Raw genomic sequence first — 16,483 nt, forward strand, 5'->3', positions numbered from 1 at the left:
GGCCCTTCGGCCTTCTCCTGCCCCTCCCCGTCTGCCGGGAAAAGGCAGGGGGCCCGCCGCGATGGGCAGGCCCCCTTGGGTGCTGCTCTTGTGCTCATGGTGACGGCTGCCGGGAGCCGCCGGCGGACCCGAAGGGTCCCGAGCGATCAGAACATCAGAGGATGATCAGACGGCGGTGACGTTCTCCGCCTGCGGGCCCTTCGGACCCTGGGTGACGTCGAAGGTGACCGCCTGGTTCTCCTCCAGCGAACGGAAGCCGTTCGCATTGATGGCGGAGTAGTGGACGAAGACGTCGGGGCCGCCGCCCTCCTGGGCGATGAAGCCGAAGCCCTTCTCAGCGTTGAACCACTTGACGGTTCCCTGAGCCATGCCGTTCTCCTTGCGATGCGTGTCGGGGGCCACACCGTGTGGTCCCCGGTCCGCTGCGCTGATCGCCCTGCCTCCGGACGAGTCCGAAGTTTTTCGATATTGCTGAAAAACTACAAAAAGCCCGCGGTTACATGCTCCGCAGGCTTCAAGTACTGCAAGGGGAATCAAACTGCAACTGAGGGCAACGCTAGCATGCGGCCGCTGTGACGACCAGGGGTCACTTGCCCTTCGGACGACGCGTGTCGTAGGCCCCCCGACGGGGCTGGTTACGGGCGCGGGCAGGCGTGTTGGGGGCCCGCACGAGTCCGCCGGGAGGCGCCCGCGCGCCGGTCCGGAAGCGCCCGCGCGCGTGTCGGGTGGCCGGTGCGAGCCGTCGCGAACAGCAGGCATACGCTGCGGTGAAACGCACGAACAGCGCCGTGGGGAAGCGCACGAACAGCAAGGGAGCGCCGCAGTGGCAGCACCGGACGGACAAACGCGGGAGCCCGAGCACCAGGAGACCACCCCGGTCAGGCCGAGGGTCGGCCACATTCAGTTCCTGAACTGCGTCCCCCTCTACTGGGGCCTCGCCAGGACCGGCAACCTGCTCGACCTCGACCTCACCAAGGACACCCCGGAGAAGCTGAGCGACCAGCTCGTCGGCGGCTCCCTCGACATCGGCCCGATCACCTGCGTGGAGTACCTGCGCAACGCCGAGGACCTGCTGGTCCTGCCCGACATCGCGGTCGGCAGCGACGGCCCGGTGATGTCCTGCCTGATCGTGAGCAAGGTGCCGCTCGCCGACCTCGACGGCCGCCGGGTCGCCCTCGGCTCCACCAGCCGCACCTCCGTCCGGCTCGCCCGCCTGCTCCTGGAGGAGCGGGAGGGCGTGCGCCCCGACTACTTCACCTGCCCCCCGGACCTCAGCGCGATGCTCGCCGAGGCCGACGCCGCCGTCCTGATCGGCGACCCGGCCCTGCGCGCCTACCTCGGCCAGGCCGCCGACCTCGGGCTGACCGTCCACGACCTCGGCGAGATGTGGAAGGAGTGGACCGGACTGCCGTTCGTCTTCGCGGTCTGGGCCGTGCGCCGCGAGTTCGCCGAACGCTGCCCCGAGCTCACCGCGGCCGTCCACCGGGCCTTCCTGGAGTCGCGGGACCTCTCGCTGGTCGAGGCCGCCAAGGTGGCCGAGCAGGCCGCCCGTTGGGAGACCATCGGGGCGGACGTGCTGGAGCGGTACTTCAGCGAGGCGCTCGACTTCTCGCTCGGCGGGCGGCAGCTCGCCGGGGTCGCCGAGTTCGCCCGGCGGGTCGCCCACGACAGCGGCTTCGCGCCGGACGTGACGGTGCGGCTGCTGGAGCCGGCGGCGCTGCCGGTCGGGCCGTAGGGTCCGCCTCCGTCCCGCCGTCCGCGGGAGGGGCCGGCCGGACCACGGTGGTGGTGCGGCCGGCCCCTTCGCGTGGGGTGCGGCCGCCGCGTTCGCGGGGGTGTGGACGGCGCGTTCGCGGGGGTGCGGACGGTGTTCGCGCTGGTCCGGCGGGGCGCGGCGGTCGGGCCGTCGGTCCGGCCTGCGGGCGGGTCGGGCGGCGAGCCGGGCGGCGGGTCGGTCCGGCCCGGTACGGTCTGCTCCCGAGGTGCGTCCGGCGGGGTCCCGCGCGGGTGCGGGGTGGGCGAGGGGAGCGTGCGGGGCATGCGGGCACTGGGGTCGGACGATCCGCGCCAGGTGGGCGCCTATCGGCTGTTGCGACGGCTCGGCTCGGGCGGGATGGGCCGGGTCTACCTCGGCCGGACGGCCGGCGGGCGCACCGTCGCCGTCAAGGTGGTCCGGGCCGAACTCGCGGACGACGCCGAGTTCCGCGCCAGGTTCCGGCAGGAGGTGGCCGCCGCCCGACGGGTCGGCGGTGCCTGGACCGCCCCCGTCCTGGACGCCGACACCGAGGGCGAGCAGCCCTGGGTCGCCACCGGCTACGTCGCGGGTCCCGCACTCGCCGACGCCGTCCGGGCACACGGCCCGCTGCCGGAGGCCGCCGTCCGCGCCCTCGGCGTCGGGCTCGCCGGGGCACTCGCCCATGTGCACGGGCTCGGCCTGGTGCACCGCGACGTCAAACCCTCCAACGTGCTGCTCACGCTGGACGGCCCGCGGCTGATCGACTTCGGGATCGCCCGGGCCCTGGACGCGACCAGTGGTTTCACCCGTTCGGGTTATGTGGTGGGCTCGCCCGGCTTCATGTCGCCCGAACAGGCGAACGGGCAGCCGGCCGGACCGGCCGGGGACGTCTTCTCGCTCGGCGCCGTCCTGGCCTTCGCCGCCACCGGGGTCCACCCCTTCGGAGCGGACGTCAGCGCGGCCGTCCTGCTCTACCGGGTGCTCCACGAGGAACCGGACGTCACCGGACTGCCCGAGGCGCTGCGGGCGGTCGTCCTCGACTGCCTCGCCAAGGACCCGGCCGCCCGGCCCACCCCGCGGCAACTGGCCGCCCGCCTCGACCCGGACGGCGCGGCCGCCGCCCTGCTCGGGCGGGGCGACTGGCTGCCGCCGGCGCTGGCGGCCGGGGTGGGGCGCAGCGCGGTGGAGCTGCTGGACCTGGAGGGGGCGCAGGGGGAGGCGCCGCCGGACGCGCCGGACGCGCCGGACGCGTCGTACACGTCGACGTGGGCGTCGGCGCAGGATGTGGCGGCGGTGTCCGGAGCTGCGTCGGGGGCGGGGTCGGCGTCAGGAGAAGGGGAGGGGGAGGGGGAGGGGGACGGGCTGCTGCCGCTGTGCAGCTACCCGGCCGGGACGGGGGAGGAGCAGGGGCTCGCCCGTCGGCGCCGCCGGGCAGGAACCACGGTGGCGGCGGTGCTGGTGGTCGCGGTGCTCGGGGGCGCCGGGTACGGGTGGTACGCGATGACCGGGCCGTCCGAGCCGGTGGTGTCGGTGCCGACCCTGGGGCCGGTGCCCGTGCCGTCCGTGGACCCGGGCCAGGCCGTCGCGTCGCCGGGGGCCTTCGTGCCGGGTGGGACGGAGGGGGCGTCGCCCTCCGAGCCGGTGTCTCCTTCCACGGCGGCGTCCGGGGCGGCGTCCGGGGCGGCCCCGCCGTCCGGGACGGGTGGGCCGGGGGCGGTGCCCGCGGCGTTCCTGGGCACCTGGAGCGGCGACATGGTCACCGACAAGGGGCTGCCCGGCGGCACCACCACGCTCACCGTCCGCCAGGCGGCGATCGGCCAGGAGGCCACCACCAGCCACAACGGTGTCTCCGGGCTGATCTCGATCAGCTGCGAGGGCGCCTGGACGCTCACGTCGGTCTCCGGCACCGAGCTGGTGTTCCGGTCCCGGCTGGTGCGCTCCTCCCTCCCCGGTGCCTGCACCGGCGGCTCCAACACGGAGACCCTGAGCCTGCGGTCCGACGGGACGATCCGCTTCACCTCCGCCGACCCGGCCGCCGGGAACCCGGCCGGCACCCTGCGCAGGACCGGCTCGGCGGGTCGGTAGCGGGTCGGTGCGGCTCGCGGCGGGTCGCTGCGGGCCGGTGCGGGCCGGTGCGGTTCGGTGGCGGGTCGCTGCGGGCGGCCCGGTGGGACGGGTCGAGGCGCAGTTCAGCGGGCTGACGCGGGCGTCCGAAAGGCCTGGCGTAGGCTGGTTCGGCCGTACCCGAGTTGCACTTGAGAGAGAGAAGGCCGCCAGGTGACCGAGCTCGCAGCGACCACCCTCGATGCGTCCAGCACCGACCTGCAGGCCGTGCTCGACCGGGCCGCCGCCGGCGGCCGGATCACCCCGGAGGAGGCGCTGGAGCTCTACCGCTCGGCGCCGCTGCACGCGCTCGGCTCCGCCGCCGACGCGGTGCGCCGCCGCCGCTACGCGGGTACCGAGCACATCGCGACGTACATCATCGAGCGCAACATCAACTACACCAACGTCTGCGTGACGGCGTGCAAGTTCTGCGCCTTCTACGTGCCGCCGAAGAGCGACAAGGGCTGGTCCCGCGAGCTCGACGAGATCCTGCGCCGCTGCGCCGAGACGGTCGAGCTGGGCGGCACCCAGATCATGTTCCAGGGCGGCCACCACCCGGACTACGGCGTCGAGTACTACGAGCGCGCCTTCTCGGCGATCAAGGCCGACTTCCCCCAGCTGGTGATCCACTCGCTGGGCGCCTCCGAGGTCGAGCACATGTCCCGGATCTCGGGCGTCTCCATCGAGGAGGCCATCACCCGGATCCACAAGGCGGGCCTGGACTCCTTCGCTGGCGCCGGCGCCGAGCTGCTCCCCGAGCGGCCGCGCAAGGCGATCGCCCCGCTCAAGGAGTCCGGCGAGCGCTGGCTGGAGATCATGGAGGCCGCGCACGGCCTCGGCGTGGAGTCCACCTCCACCATGCTGATGGGCACCGGCGAGACCAACGCCGAGCGGATCGAGCACCTGCGGATGATCCGCGAGGTGCAGGACCGCACCGGCGGCTTCCGCGCCTTCATCCCGTACACCTACCAGCCGCAGAACAACCACCTCAAGGGCTCGACCCAGGCCACCGTCTTCGAGTACCTGCGGATGATCGCGATCGCCCGCCTGTTCCTCGACAACATCGCCCACATCCAGGGCTCCTGGCTCACCACCGGCAAGGAGGCGGGACAGCTGTCGCTGCACTACGGCGCCGACGACCTGGGCTCCGTGATGCTGGAGGAGAACGTCGTCTCGGCGGCCGGTGCCAAGCACCGCTCCAACCTCACCGAGCTGATCCACCTCATCCGCGCCGCCGACCGCGTACCGGCGCAGCGCGCCACCACCTACGAGCACCTGCGGGTGCTGGACGACCCGGCCAACGACCCGGTCGACCCCCGGGTCGCCTCGCACATCGCCTCCACGGCGATCGAGGGCGGCACGGCGCACCCCGAGCTCAAGATCCTGGACAACGGCTGAGGCCCCGGACGACCGAGGACCACGGACACCCGAGACCGCTCCGGTCGACGCCGTGCTGACCCTGCACCGGGCCGAGTTCCTGCTGCCCGACCCCGCCGCACCCACCGCCCCGTCCTTCGCCGACGGGGCGGTGGTGGTGCGCGGCGAACTGGTCGAGGCCGTCGGCCCGTACGCGGACCTGGCGGCGGACCATCCGTCGGCCCGGGTCCGGGACTGGGGCCGGGCCCTGCTCGCGCCCGGCCTGCGCAACCCCTGCGGGCAGCGGCTGCTGGAACGGGACTACCACCCGGACCCGCGGGAGGAGATCGGCGTCGAGCCGGTCATGGACGGGCTGGTCGGCTGCACCGACGAGGCCCGGTACGGAGCCAGTGCGCGGCGCGGCCTGCAGCGGATGCTCGGGTTCGGCGTGACGGCGGTGGCCGGGCCGTTCGCGCGGCCCGCGGTGCGGACGGCGGTGGCGCGGTCGGGGCTGGTGGCGTTGCCGGGGCCGGGGGTGTCGGGGGCTGGGGAGCTGGGCGAAGGGGCGGGCCTGCTGGACCCGTTGGCGGTGCTGCCGCTCGCCCGGGCCGTGCACGGGCGGGTCGCGGCCGGTGGGCGGGCGGACTTCGTGGTGTTCCCGGTGGCGGCGGAGGAGGCACAGGAGGGCGGGGTCCGGCCGGCGGCCGGTGGGTGCCTGGCGACCGTGCTGGCCGGGCGGTTGGTGTACCGGCGGAGGTGACCGCCCGCGGGGGCGGCCTGCCGGGTCGCTCACCGGGTCGCTTGCGGGGCGGCTCGAAGGGGTGACGGTCGGCGGGCGGAGGCGGTCGTGAGCCCTCCGGTGTGACGTACCCATCAGTAGGCGGATTGCCTTGCCGTGCGGGGGACTTCCTTCGTGTGCACCCGAACTGCCGTGCCCTCCCAGGGGGGTGATTGTCCCTTCACCGTGACCTGAGGGCCCGCCAGCGGATACGATCCCGGACAGCTCACTCCGTACCCTCACCACACCACCACCCGTGCCCGCGGGCGGCGGGGCCGTGTCCCAGGCCCCGGAGGCAAGCCAGGACAGGAACCATGCGAACCGCGACCGTCCCCCCGCCGCGAACCCCGCGGATGGGCCGTGGTTGGTACCTCGCCGCCGTGCTCAGCGCCGTGCTGGCCGTCGGGATGTGCCTGCTCGGTTGGCGCCAGGCCGACCAGGCCGACCGGATCGCGGCCCACCCGGTCAGGGTCGAGGGCGTCGTCACCCAGCTGCCGACCGGCGGCGGCACCTACAGCGCCGTCAGCTACAAGGTCAGCGGTCAGCCGCACACCGCCGCCGCGCTGCCGCTCGCCGACGGCATCAGGCTCGGCGACGCCGTCTGCCTGGAACACGCGGCCGACGACCCGGGCGCCGTCCGGATCTGCGGCGACACCTACCCGCAGCCCGTCGGTGTCGGCCTGGCCCGGTTCAGCGTGCCCGTCGCCGTCGTGCTGTTCGTGATCTGCATGCTGCGCATCCGGCGCCACCGGCGGGCCGTCGCCGTCCGCGGCGGGCAGGGCCGGCTCAGCGCCAACCTGGCCATGGCGACCGGCGCCCTGGCCGAGGGGATGCCCGCGATCACCCAGGGCAAGCGCTCGCGCCGCCGCCGTCGCGCGGGCGGGCGGCGCGGATCGCACTGAGCCCCCGTCGGCGGATCGCACCGAGCCCCCGTTGGTCGGGGCAGCCGTCGCAGGGTGAACAATGGGGGGCGTGACCCGAGCCTCCCTGGACAAGCAGCCGCACGAAGTCGCCGCCATGTTCGACGACGTCGCGGCCAAGTACGACCTCACCAACGACGTGCTCTCCCTCGGCCAGGCCCGCGCCTGGCGCCGGGCGGTGGCCGAGGCGGTGGCCGCGGGACCGGGGGACCTCGTGCTCGACCTCGGAGCCGGCACCGGCACCTCCTCGCTGCCCTTCGCCGAGGCCGGGGCCGACGTCGTCCCGTGCGATTTCTCGGTCGGCATGCTCACCGAGGGCAAGCGCCGCCACCCCGAGCTGCCGCTCACCGCCGGCGACGCCACCCGGCTCCCGTTCGCGGACGACGCCTTCGACTCGGTGACGATCTCCTTCGCGCTGCGCAACGTCCAGGAGACCGAGGCGGCGCTGCGCGAGATGCACCGGGTCACCAAGCCCGGCGGCAAGCTGGTGATCTGCGAGTTCTCCACGCCGACCTGGACGCCGTTCCGGACCGTCTACACCGAGTACCTGATGCGCGCGCTGCCGCCCGTCGCCACCGCCGTCAGCAGCAACCCGGACGCGTACGTGTACCTCGCCGAGTCCATCCGGGTCTGGCCGGACCAGCCCACGCTGGCCTCCCGGATGCAGGAGAGCGGCTGGTCCAAGGTCGCCTGGCGGAACCTGACCGGCGGGATCGTCGCGCTGCACCGCGGGTACAAGCAGGCGTAGCCGCAGGGGGGCGGTACGCGGCGGAGCACGGGGACCGCAGGAGTCTCCGGCAGCGTGAGCGGAACTAGACTGCCGGAGACAAAAGCCGCCATCCCCCGCCGCAGCTCCAGGAGTGTGTCCACGTGTCCGAGACCGCAGCCGATCTGACGAAGCCGGACAGCACGGTCGAGAGCACCGCCGACGTCATCGTGGTCGGCGCGGGCCCGGCCGGTGCCACCACGGCGTACTACCTCGCCCAGGCCGGACTGGACGTCCTGCTGCTGGAGAAGACCGCCTTCCCGCGCGAGAAGGTCTGCGGCGACGGCCTCACCCCGCGTGCCACCAAGCAGCTGGTGGACATGGGCATCGACGTCTCCACCGAGAACGGCTGGCTGCACAACAAGGGCCTGCGCATCATCGGCGGCGGCGTCCGGCTGGAGCTGGACTGGCCCGAGCTGGCCTCCTTCCCCGACTACGGCCTGGTCCGCAAGCGCGCCGACTTCGACGAACTGCTCGCCCGTCAGGCCGAGAAGGCCGGCGCTCGGCTCTACGAGCGCTGCAACGTCAGCGGCCCGGTCCTGGACGAGCGCACCGGCCGGATCGTCGGCGTCACCGCCAAGCTCGGTGAGGAGAAGCGACCGGTCACCTTCCGCGCCCCGCTGGTCGTCGCCGCGGACGGCAACTCCACCCGGCTCTCCCTCGCCATGGGCCTGCACCGCCGCGAGGACCGCCCGATGGGCGTCGCCTACCGCACCTACTTCAACTCGCCGCGCCACGACGACGACTACCTGGAGTCCTGGCTGGAGCTGTGGGACACCCGCGGCGACCAGCGCAAGCTGCTCCCCGGCTACGGCTGGGTCTTCGGCATGGGCGACGGCACCTCCAACGTCGGCCTCGGCATCCTCAACTCCTCGCCCGCCTTCGGTGAACTCGACTGGCGCGAGGTGCTCAAGGCCTGGTGCGCGAGCATGCCCGCCGAGTGGGGCTACACCCCCGAGAACATGACCGAGCCGATCCGCGGCGCCGCCCTGCCGATGGCCTTCAACCGGCAGCCGCACTACACCCGCGGCCTGCTGCTGGTCGGCGACGCGGGCGGCATGGTCAACCCGTTCAACGGCGAGGGCATCGCCTACGCGATGGAATCCGGCCAGATCGCCGCCGGCGTCATCGTGCAGGCCCACGCCCGCGTCACCGAGGGCGGCCGCGAGCGCGCCCTGCAGGCCTACCCGCGCATCCTCAAGGACGTGTACGGCGGCTACTACACGCTCGGCCGCGCCTTCGTGAAGCTCATCGGCAACCCCAAGGTGATGCAGCTCGCCGCCCAGCACGGCCTGCCGCGCCCGCTCCTGATGCGCTTCACCCTCAAGCTGCTCGCCAACCTCACCGACCCGCAGGGCGGCGACGCGATGGACCGCGTGATCAACGGGCTGGCGAGGGTCGCGCCGAACGCCTGAGGTGGCGGGGCGAGCGGGGCGGCGGGGGTGCTCGGGGCGGCGGGGTGCCGGGGGTGCTCGGGGTGCCGGGTGCTCGGGGCGGCGCTGTTCAGGGCGACTTCGGTGCCGTCCTCTGGGCCCCCGTCCCCTGGGCCCCCGTCCCCTGTTCCGTCGTCCCCCGCGTTGAGGGATCTTGTTCCGCCGTCTCCTGCTCCGCCGTGTCGCGGGAGGCGGCGGAGCGCTGTTCGACGTAGGCGAGGCGCTCGTCGAACACCCGGGCCGCGTCGGGGGTGAGCGTCCGCAGGGCGACCAGGGCGCTGAACACGACGTCGCAGAGCTCGTGCTGGACGTCCTCCCAGGTGTGGGTGACGCCCTTGCGCGGGTTCTGCCCGGTCGCGCCGATCACCGCGGCGCCGACCTCGCCGATCTCCTCGGAGAGCTTGAGCAGCCGCAGCAGGCGCTCCTCCTGCGGCGACTGGGTGCTCTGATCGTCCAGCCACGCGACCAGGTGGTCGACGCTCTCCCAGATCCGGCTGTCCATGCGGTGCTGCTCCCTGCGGTGTCGGTGGTGCTGCCACCGTACGGGAGCGGCGAGGGGGCGGGCCGGACCGCTGCGCGCCGGACCGGTGCCGCCCGGTCCACCCCCTTGTGTTCGCCTGCTCGCCTGCCCGGCCGGTGGATCAGCGCTTGCCGATCTTCACGTGGCGGATGTTCACGGGGACGTTCGGGAATCCGTCGCCCGGGCCGTTCTGGTCGTCCTCGCCTGCGGCGGCGATCTTCTGCAGGACGTCCAGGCCGGCCGTCACCCGGCCGAACGGGGTGTAGGCGGGGGAGAGCTTGGTGTCCTTCCAGACGATGAAGAACTGGCTGCCGTTGGTGTTCGGACCGGCGTTGGCCATGGCCACGGTGCCGGCCGGGTAGGTGGCGCCGGTCAGGTTCTCGTCCGGGAAGGAGTAGCCCGGACCGCCGCTGCCCGTCCCGGTCGGGTCGCCGCACTGCAACACGTAGATCCGCTGGGTGGTGAGCCGGTGGCAGTGGCTGCGGTCGAAGTAGTCGTGCTCGGCGAGGAAGCGGAACGAGAAGGTGGTGCAGGGCGCCTTGTCGGTCAGTGCCTCGAAGGTGATCGGGCCCTGGTTGGTGCGCACGGTCGCCTGGTAGGGGCGGGCCGCCTTCGCGGCGTCGAAGACCGGGATGCCCTTGAAGTTGTCGGCCGGGACGGCCGGTGTGTAGGTGCAGGCCGCGCTCGGGGCGGGGGTGGCGCCGGAGGGGGCCGCGACGGCCGTGCCGGTGCTCGCCGCGAGCGGGAGGACGGTGGCGGCGGCGACCAGCGCCCAGTGCTTGCGCTTCACGTGACGGGCCTTCCGGGGGGTGGTGGACGGCATGCTTGTCATGGAGGAATCATCCACGGCCGGGTGGGTCTTCGGTAGGGGGCTGGGGCGGCCGGTACTCCTTCGGCTGTCGATGGTGACGTGGTGTCAGTTCTCCTTCGGGGTGGGCGTGAACAGACCGGCCCGGGCGGCGAGGGCGGCGACGTCGGCGGCCCGTTCGGCGGTGCTGGCGTCCAGCGGTTCGCCGGTGACGAACAGCCGGTAGTAGAGCGGGGCCGTGGCGGCCCTGATCACCTCGACGCCGTCCGTCCCGACGGGCAGCTCTCCCCGCGCAATGGCCCGTTCGGCGACCTCGGCGGCCTGGCGGTGGCGGGCCGCGAAGAACCCGCGCAGGGCGGTCGCGCCGACGTCGGAGCGTTGGGCGGCGGAGATCAGCGCGGTGGGCGTGGAACCCCGCTCCGGGCCGGTGAAGACGCTGAACACCTCCTGGGTGATGCGGCGGAGGTCCTCCTGGAGGTCTCCGGTGTCGGGCAGCGGCCAGGGCTGGTCGGCGGAGGCGGTCAGGGCGTCGGCGATCAGGCCGTCCACTCCGCCCCACCGCCGGTAGAGAGTCGCCTTGTGGACGCCGGAGCGTGTGGCGACCGCCTCGGCGGTGAGTCCGTCGTACCCCTTCTCGGTGACCTCGGCGAGCGTGGCGGTGACCACCTCCGCGCGGACCCGGGCGCTGCGCCCGCCCGGGCGCGGGGTGGGCGTGCGGGGCGACTGCCGGTCGGGAGTGGTGGCCTCGCTCAAAGTCGACTCCTGTCGCATTAAGGCTTGCTGTGGGGTGGCGGTCGTGCCATGCTCATCGTAATGCGACTCAAGTCGCATTACGAGAGGAGCCTGTGTGACCACCCGTGCCATCCCCGACCCGACCGCCCTCCACCCGCTCGCCGGCCACGACCGAGTGGTCCTGCTGCGCCCGCTCGTCACTGACCCGAGGATCCAGGTCGGCGAGTACACGTACTTCGACGACCCTGACGGAGCCACCCGCTTCGAGGAGCGCAACGTCCTCTACGCCTACGGCCCCGAACGGCTGGTGATCGGCAAGTACTGCGCGATCGCCACCGGCACCCGCTTCCTGATGGCCGGGGCGGCCCACCCGGCCATCGGCGTCTCCACCTTCCCCTTCACGATGTTCGGCGGCAGCTGGACCGAGCAGACCCTCGACATCGTCACGGGCCTGCCCAGCCGCGGTGACACCGTGGTCGGCAGCGACGTCTGGTTCGGCTTCGGCGCCACCGTCCTGCCGGGCGTCCGGATCGGCGACGGAGCGATCATCGCGGCCGGTGCGGTGGTCACCGCCGACGTCGAGCCCTACACGATCGTCGGCGGCAACCCCGCCCGCCCGATCCGACGCCGCTTCGACGACGCCGACATCGAACGCCTCCTCCGCGCCGCCTGGTGGGACTGGCCGACCGAGCTCGTCACCGAGCACGTCCGCGCCATCATGTCCGGTACTCCAGCCGACATCGAGGACATCGCCGAGACGAACGGTCTGCTCGCCTCCTGACCCGCCGGCGCCCGTCGGGGGCATTGATCATCGGCGGCCCGGTGCGCGAAGATGGCGCCCCCGTGCTCCACCCCTCGCCCCGTCCCCCGCTGAGCCACACGCCCAGCTCCCGGGTCCGTCCGACGCCGTACGGTCCTCGCACCCGCCGGTTCCGTTCGTACGGAGGGATCCTCCTCATGCGCGCCTCCCTGTCCTCGTTCTCGTCCTCATCGATCCTTCGCGATCTACCGGTCCTGCTCGTGGCAGTGGTGTGGGGATCGAGCTTCCTCGCTGTCCAGCGGGTGGCCGACCCGGAGACGGTCGTGGCGATGCTCGTCCTGCGCTTCGGGCTGGTGCTGCCGCTGCTCGGGCTGGTCGCCTGGCGCTCCCTGCGGAAGCTGAGCCGCGCCGAATGGCTCGGCGGCGCCACGCTGGGCCTGGTCCTCAGTGGGATCTTCCTGCTGGAGACCTACGGCGCCGTGCACACCTCAGCGACCAATGCCGGGCTGATCATCAGCCTCGCGATGGTGCTCACCCCGCTCGGCGAGAGCGCCCTCGCCCGGACCGCACCGCCGCGGGCCTTCCTCGCGGCCGCCGGGCTGGCCGTCCTCGGCGTAGCCCTGCTCACCGGCGACGGCGGGCTGCGCCCTCCGACCCTCGGCGACCTGCTGGTGCTCGGCGCCGCCCTCGTCCGCTCGGCGTACGTCTTGGCGACGGCCCGTGCCCGAGCCGTCCGCCACACCGACATGCTGGCCGTCACCTGGGTCCAACTCGCCTCGGCCACCACGGTGTTCACCGTGGTCGCGCTCTCCGTCGGGCCCGCTCCCTGGACCATCGCCCGCTCGTACGGGGCCGGCCAGTGGGCCTGGCTGCTGCATCTGTCCCTGTTCTGCACCCTGTTCGCCTTCTTCGTCCAGATGTGGGCCGTCCGGGCCACCTCGCCGTCCCGGGTGAGCCTGCTGCTCGGCACCGAACCGCTGTGGGCCGCCGTCTTCGGCCTCACCGTGGCCGGGAACCGGATGGGCCCGCTCGCCCTGCTCGGCGCAGCCCTGGTGCTGATCGCGACCGAGTGGGGGCGGCGGACCGCCCCTGCGCCGCTCCCGGCCGCGAGCGCACCCGAGGCGGGGCAGCCGAGCCCGGAGCCGGCCCCGGTCTGACCCGAGGCCCCTGTCACCGGCGCCGCCACAGAGTCCGGCGGGCGTAGTCGACCGTGACCGCGCCCAGTAGCGGACCCCAGGCGACCAGGGGCAGGTAGGCGAGAGTCATCACCAGGGCGCTGAGGCCGTGCGGCGAATCCGACTCGGCCAGGTTCCCGGCCCAGCCGCCGAACAGGGCGAACAGCCCCAGCCCGGTCAGGACGAGTGCGCCCGAGAAGGCCGGAACGACGGCGAACAGGGGGCGCACCCGTCGGCCGCCTATCAGCGGGATCCAGCGCGGAGCCACCTGCCCCCAGGGCCGGACCAGGCCCACGGTCAGGAACGCCAGCCCCTCCGCCAGCGCACTCAGCGCCACGCAGTAGACCGTGCCCCAGCCCGGCTGGTGCGCCGCGTACGCCGCAGCTGTCGCCCCGCTGAAACCGAGCGGGACGTCGAAGCCGAAGACGATCCGCCACAGTCCCGAGGGAACCGTGCTGAGCGCGGCGGCCGCGGCGGCGATCCGGGCCCAGCGCGGGGCTGGTGGTACGTCCGGCACGACCGTGTCGACCGGGCCGATCCGGTGGTCGGACAGACGGGCATTGATCATGAGCTTCGACATGGCGGTGCACTCCCTTCGGCTCCGGCCCCGTGGCCGGTGCGATGACTCAAGACTGGCGCTCGGGAAGGGCCGGCGGCAGATGCCGATCGGGCTTTTCCTCCTGCTCAACTGCCCTTTGAAATGTGCCGATCGGCACAGGTGTGCCGCCCCTCCCGCGCCGTAATGTGACGGCAGTCGAAGAGTCGAGGAGAGGTGATGACGATGACTCAGATCCTGTCCGGGGTCGTCCTGGTCCTGGCACTGCCCGCCTGGTCGGCGCGGGGCCGCCGCGGCGCGGCAGCCGTGACCTTGGCGCTCGGGGCGTCCTCGGCGGTGGTCACGGCCGCCGTCTGGGTCCTCGGCCGCTGGATGGAGGACGACCGCTGGGCCGGGCTGCTCGGACTGGTCGAACTGGCCGTCCTGCTGCTGTCGGTGGTCATCACCCTGCGCACCGAGGACGGTCCGCGGTGCGCACTGGCGGCCTGGACGGCATGCGCAGCGGTCGCCCTCTGGCTGACCAGGTTCGCGTTCGTCGAAGGGCCCGGGGACGTCCTCACGATCTTCGGCTTCGGCTCGGCGCTCTCCCTGCCGGCCGTCCTGATCGGGCTCTACCTGAGGGGCCTGGACGAGGGACGCACCAAGGCGGTGGTCGAGGCCAGGCGGGCCCAGCGGCTCGAACTGGCCCACGATCTCCACGACTTCGTGGCGCACGACGTCAGCGGCATGGTGGCCCAGGCCCAGGCCGGTGCTTACCTGGCCTCGGTCGACCCGGCCCGTGCGGTCGCCATGTTCGAACGGATAGAGCAGGCCGGGCAGCGGGCCCTGGCATCACTGGACCGGACGGTCCAGCTGCTGCGCACGGAGGAGGGGACCGGGCGTGGCCCACAGCCGGGGCTGTCGGAACTCGCGGAGGTGGCCGAGCGGTTCACCGCCGCGGGCGGCCCCGAGGTCCGGCTGGAACTGCCGGAGCAGCCGGTTCCGAGGGAGCTGGGAGGGACGGTCCACCGGATCGTCGTCGAGGCGCTGACGAATGTCCGGCGGCACGCCCAGGGCGCCGGACGGGTCGACGTCCGGGCGCGCCGTGTCGGCGAGTGGCTGGAGCTGACCGTGACGAACGACGGTCGGCCGGCGGGGGCGGCCAGTCGGCCCCGGCGTGGGGGTGGCAGCGGAATGCCTGGTCTGGCCGCGCGGGTGGAGGCGCTCGGCGGCACCTTCGAGGCGGGAGTGCATGAGCGGCAGGCGTGGCGTGTGACGGCGAGGCTGCCGCTGGCGGAGCGGGAGGAACCGGAGCGGCCGGAGACCCCGATGAGGACGAGTGCGGGTGCAGGGGAGAAGAGCGGATGAGCAGCAGCGCAAAGCCGATCCGGATCCTGGTCGCCGATGACCAGGCGGACATCCGCAGCGCGTTCAGGATGATCCTGGACGTTCAGCCGGACATGACGGTGGTGGCGGAGGCGGCGGACGGTGCCGCGGCGGTACAGGAAGCGAACAGGCTGCGGCCGGACGTGGTGCTCGCGGACATCCGGATGCCGAAGCTCGACGGCCTGGAGGTCACGCGGCAACTCGCCGGTCAGTGCAAGGTGATCGTGGTGACGACCTTCGACCTGGACGAGTACGTGCACACGGCCTTGCGGCACGGTGCGGCGGGCTTCCTGCTCAAGCGCTCGGGGCCGGTCCTGTTGATCGAGGCGGTCAGGGCGGCGATGGCCGGGGATGCGTTGATCAGTCCGCAGGTGACCGTTCGGCTGTTGCAGCACATGGCACTGCCGGGCGCCACGCCGACGCCTGGGGCCGCGGGCGGGGGAGGCGTGCCGGGCCCGTCGATAGCCGGCCCGGTGGAAGAACTGACCGAGAGGGAAAAGGAGATCGCTGAGCTGGTGGCCGATGGAGCGACCAACGCCGAGATCGGCGCTGGGCTCTTCATCTCACCGGGAACGGTGAAGAACCACCTCGCCAACATCCAGCGCAAGCTCGGTGCCCGTAACCGGGTGGGCATCGCGGCCTGGGTGTGGGAACAGGCAGTCGGCAACCGGTAGCTGGCCCCTGGCCCCAAGGGCGAGAGCGGAACGACGGACGAGGCCTGCGCCAGAGCGGGGCCCGAGAGCGAGAGGGAGGCAGGGCGGAGGAGGAGGCGGGCCGAGGGATTCGAGGGCCGCAGCAGGAAGTTGGGCCTGCCTACACGGGAGGCGGAGCCGCGAGGGCGGCGGGTGAAGCGGAGGCGGAGGAGGAGGGCGGCCCCCAGGGGCCCACAGGCTGCCAGGGCTGCGAGCGCGCAGCAGCCCCGCGCTGGGACCGGCCGGTCCAGCGCAGGTGACACCGGCAGCAGGTGGGCAACCCTGGCGGCGGGCGGCGGGCGGCGGGCGGCGGGCGGCGGGCGGCGGGCGGGAGGGGGAGGGGGAGGGGGAGGGGGAGGGGAGACCCCCACGGCAACATCGCGCGCTTGTGAACAAAGGGTCAAGCAAGCGTTCCTCCCCCCACCACCCCTCCGAGTGAGCCGCTATAACACGTCAACATGACGCCCCGAAATTTGCCATCCCCGGAGCATAGTTGATATAGGAATACGCCCCTGACCAGCCGCTTCCCAGGTAAATGCGACTGCTTGTGACCATTTGACTCCTTTGCGTTGACAACTCTGGGCATGTTCACATTCGCCACCATTCACATGGTGGCGTAGATCACAAAGATGACGATGAACTGCGTGTCGCAGATCACAAGCCACCGGGCATAGGATGCGCTCGTTCCAGGCTTTGTGAACTGCCTCACATGAGGTGGATCTCGGGAACTGGAACGCGGGTTCACCTCAGTGTGACCCGCCGGTTCCGATCTGCAGTCAAGGAC

The 16,483-nt window shown here is 72.8% G+C and carries 16 protein-coding genes; 11 read left to right on the plus strand and 5 right to left on the minus strand.

The features are described 5' to 3' along the window. Nucleotides 1–165 precede the first annotated feature (165 nt). Nucleotides 166–369, minus strand: coding sequence for a cold-shock protein (locus ACFC1T_RS16440; RefSeq protein WP_030287184.1), 204 nt, complete (start codon nucleotides 367–369; stop codon nucleotides 166–168). Nucleotides 370–823: 454 nt separating this feature from the next. Between ACFC1T_RS16440 and ACFC1T_RS16445 the strand changes: the two genes are divergently transcribed. The 7 genes from ACFC1T_RS16445 (at nucleotide 824) to ACFC1T_RS16475 (ending at nucleotide 9,073) form a co-directional block, all read left to right on the plus strand. Next, complete coding sequence (locus tag ACFC1T_RS16445) at nucleotides 824–1,735, plus strand: menaquinone biosynthetic enzyme MqnA/MqnD family protein (protein ID WP_375888937.1); 912 nt, start codon at nucleotides 824–826, stop codon at nucleotides 1,733–1,735. A 303-nt stretch (nucleotides 1,736–2,038) separates the two neighbouring features. Beyond that, nucleotides 2,039–3,820, plus strand: a complete 1,782-nt coding sequence (locus tag ACFC1T_RS16450) for a serine/threonine-protein kinase (protein ID WP_375888939.1) — start codon at nucleotides 2,039–2,041, stop codon at nucleotides 3,818–3,820. A gap of 192 nt (nucleotides 3,821–4,012) precedes the next feature. Then, the gene (gene mqnC, locus ACFC1T_RS16455) at nucleotides 4,013–5,236 is read left to right on the plus strand and encodes a cyclic dehypoxanthinyl futalosine synthase (RefSeq protein WP_375888942.1); all 1,224 of its coding nucleotides are present in this window, start codon (nucleotides 4,013–4,015) and stop codon (nucleotides 5,234–5,236) included. 52 nt (nucleotides 5,237–5,288) lie between these two features. Beyond that, nucleotides 5,289–5,954, plus strand: a complete 666-nt coding sequence (locus ACFC1T_RS16460; protein ID WP_375888945.1) for a hypothetical protein — start codon at nucleotides 5,289–5,291, stop codon at nucleotides 5,952–5,954. Between the two features lie 332 nt (nucleotides 5,955–6,286). Then, nucleotides 6,287–6,874 carry a hypothetical protein gene (locus ACFC1T_RS16465; RefSeq protein ID WP_375888948.1) on the plus strand — a complete coding sequence of 196 codons (588 nt, stop codon included), beginning with the start codon at nucleotides 6,287–6,289 and terminating at the stop codon, nucleotides 6,872–6,874. A gap of 70 nt (nucleotides 6,875–6,944) precedes the next feature. Then, nucleotides 6,945–7,640 (plus strand): demethylmenaquinone methyltransferase, encoded by a 696-nt coding sequence (locus ACFC1T_RS16470; RefSeq protein WP_375888950.1) that lies wholly within the window; start codon nucleotides 6,945–6,947, stop codon nucleotides 7,638–7,640. A 143-nt stretch (nucleotides 7,641–7,783) separates the two neighbouring features. Further along, nucleotides 7,784–9,073: a geranylgeranyl reductase family protein gene (locus ACFC1T_RS16475; RefSeq protein WP_375889202.1), complete on the plus strand. Its 1,290-nt coding sequence runs from the start codon at nucleotides 7,784–7,786 to the stop codon at nucleotides 9,071–9,073. A gap of 88 nt (nucleotides 9,074–9,161) precedes the next feature. Here ACFC1T_RS16475 and ACFC1T_RS16480 read toward each other — a convergent pair whose 3' ends face one another. The 3 genes from ACFC1T_RS16480 to ACFC1T_RS16490 all read right to left on the minus strand — a co-directional run bounded on the left by ACFC1T_RS16480 (nucleotide 9,162) and on the right by ACFC1T_RS16490 (nucleotide 11,172). Then, nucleotides 9,162–9,593, minus strand: coding sequence for a MazG-like family protein (locus ACFC1T_RS16480; protein WP_375888953.1), 432 nt, complete (start codon nucleotides 9,591–9,593; stop codon nucleotides 9,162–9,164). Nucleotides 9,594–9,732: 139 nt separating this feature from the next. After that, nucleotides 9,733–10,443 (minus strand): peptidylprolyl isomerase, encoded by a 711-nt coding sequence (locus ACFC1T_RS16485; RefSeq protein ID WP_375888956.1) that lies wholly within the window; start codon nucleotides 10,441–10,443, stop codon nucleotides 9,733–9,735. 84 nt (nucleotides 10,444–10,527) lie between these two features. Next, on the minus strand, nucleotides 10,528–11,172 hold the full coding sequence (locus ACFC1T_RS16490; RefSeq protein WP_375888958.1) for a TetR/AcrR family transcriptional regulator: 645 nt from the start codon (nucleotides 11,170–11,172) through the stop codon (nucleotides 10,528–10,530). Nucleotides 11,173–11,266: 94 nt separating this feature from the next. Here ACFC1T_RS16490 and ACFC1T_RS16495 point away from each other — a divergent pair, with 94 nt between their 5' ends. Both ACFC1T_RS16495 and ACFC1T_RS16500 read left to right on the plus strand, forming a co-directional pair. After that, the gene (locus tag ACFC1T_RS16495; RefSeq protein WP_375888959.1) at nucleotides 11,267–11,932 is read left to right on the plus strand and encodes a CatB-related O-acetyltransferase; all 666 of its coding nucleotides are present in this window, start codon (nucleotides 11,267–11,269) and stop codon (nucleotides 11,930–11,932) included. Nucleotides 11,933–12,108: 176 nt separating this feature from the next. Further along, the gene (locus tag ACFC1T_RS16500; RefSeq protein WP_375888961.1) at nucleotides 12,109–13,068 is read left to right on the plus strand and encodes a DMT family transporter; all 960 of its coding nucleotides are present in this window, start codon (nucleotides 12,109–12,111) and stop codon (nucleotides 13,066–13,068) included. 13 nt (nucleotides 13,069–13,081) lie between these two features. Here ACFC1T_RS16500 and ACFC1T_RS16505 read toward each other — a convergent pair whose 3' ends face one another. Further along, complete coding sequence (locus ACFC1T_RS16505) at nucleotides 13,082–13,666, minus strand: hypothetical protein (RefSeq protein WP_375888964.1); 585 nt, start codon at nucleotides 13,664–13,666, stop codon at nucleotides 13,082–13,084. 195 nt (nucleotides 13,667–13,861) lie between these two features. On the opposite strand from ACFC1T_RS16505, the gene ACFC1T_RS16510 reads away from it, so the two are divergent. Both ACFC1T_RS16510 and ACFC1T_RS16515 read left to right on the plus strand, forming a co-directional pair. Next, nucleotides 13,862–14,989, plus strand: a complete 1,128-nt coding sequence (locus tag ACFC1T_RS16510) for a sensor histidine kinase (protein WP_375888965.1) — start codon at nucleotides 13,862–13,864, stop codon at nucleotides 14,987–14,989. Further along, nucleotides 14,986–15,681, plus strand: coding sequence for a response regulator (locus ACFC1T_RS16515; RefSeq protein WP_375888967.1), 696 nt, complete (start codon nucleotides 14,986–14,988; stop codon nucleotides 15,679–15,681). Before ACFC1T_RS16510 ends, ACFC1T_RS16515 begins: the two co-directional genes overlap by 4 nt. Nucleotides 15,682–16,483 lie beyond the last annotated feature (802 nt).

Source organism: Kitasatospora sp. NPDC056076 (assembly GCF_042266305.1).
Lineage (GTDB): Bacteria > Actinomycetota > Actinomycetes > Streptomycetales > Streptomycetaceae > Kitasatospora.

Coding starts and splice junctions, on each gene's coding strand:
- ACFC1T_RS16465 (WP_375888948.1), top strand. CDS start 6,287: ATGCGAACCGCGACCGTCCCCCCGCCGCGAACCCCGCGGATGGGCCGT.
- ACFC1T_RS16440 (WP_030287184.1), bottom strand. CDS start 369: ATGGCTCAGGGAACCGTCAAGTGGTTCAACGCTGAGAAGGGCTTCGGC.
- ACFC1T_RS16480 (WP_375888953.1), bottom strand. CDS start 9,593: ATGGACAGCCGGATCTGGGAGAGCGTCGACCACCTGGTCGCGTGGCTG.
- ACFC1T_RS16500 (WP_375888961.1), top strand. CDS start 12,109: ATGCGCGCCTCCCTGTCCTCGTTCTCGTCCTCATCGATCCTTCGCGAT.
- ACFC1T_RS16450 (WP_375888939.1), top strand. CDS start 2,039: ATGCGGGCACTGGGGTCGGACGATCCGCGCCAGGTGGGCGCCTATCGG.
- ACFC1T_RS16510 (WP_375888965.1), top strand. CDS start 13,862: ATGACGATGACTCAGATCCTGTCCGGGGTCGTCCTGGTCCTGGCACTG.
- ACFC1T_RS16515 (WP_375888967.1), top strand. CDS start 14,986: ATGAGCAGCAGCGCAAAGCCGATCCGGATCCTGGTCGCCGATGACCAG.
- ACFC1T_RS16505 (WP_375888964.1), bottom strand. CDS start 13,666: ATGTCGAAGCTCATGATCAATGCCCGTCTGTCCGACCACCGGATCGGC.
- ACFC1T_RS16485 (WP_375888956.1), bottom strand. CDS start 10,443: ATGACAAGCATGCCGTCCACCACCCCCCGGAAGGCCCGTCACGTGAAG.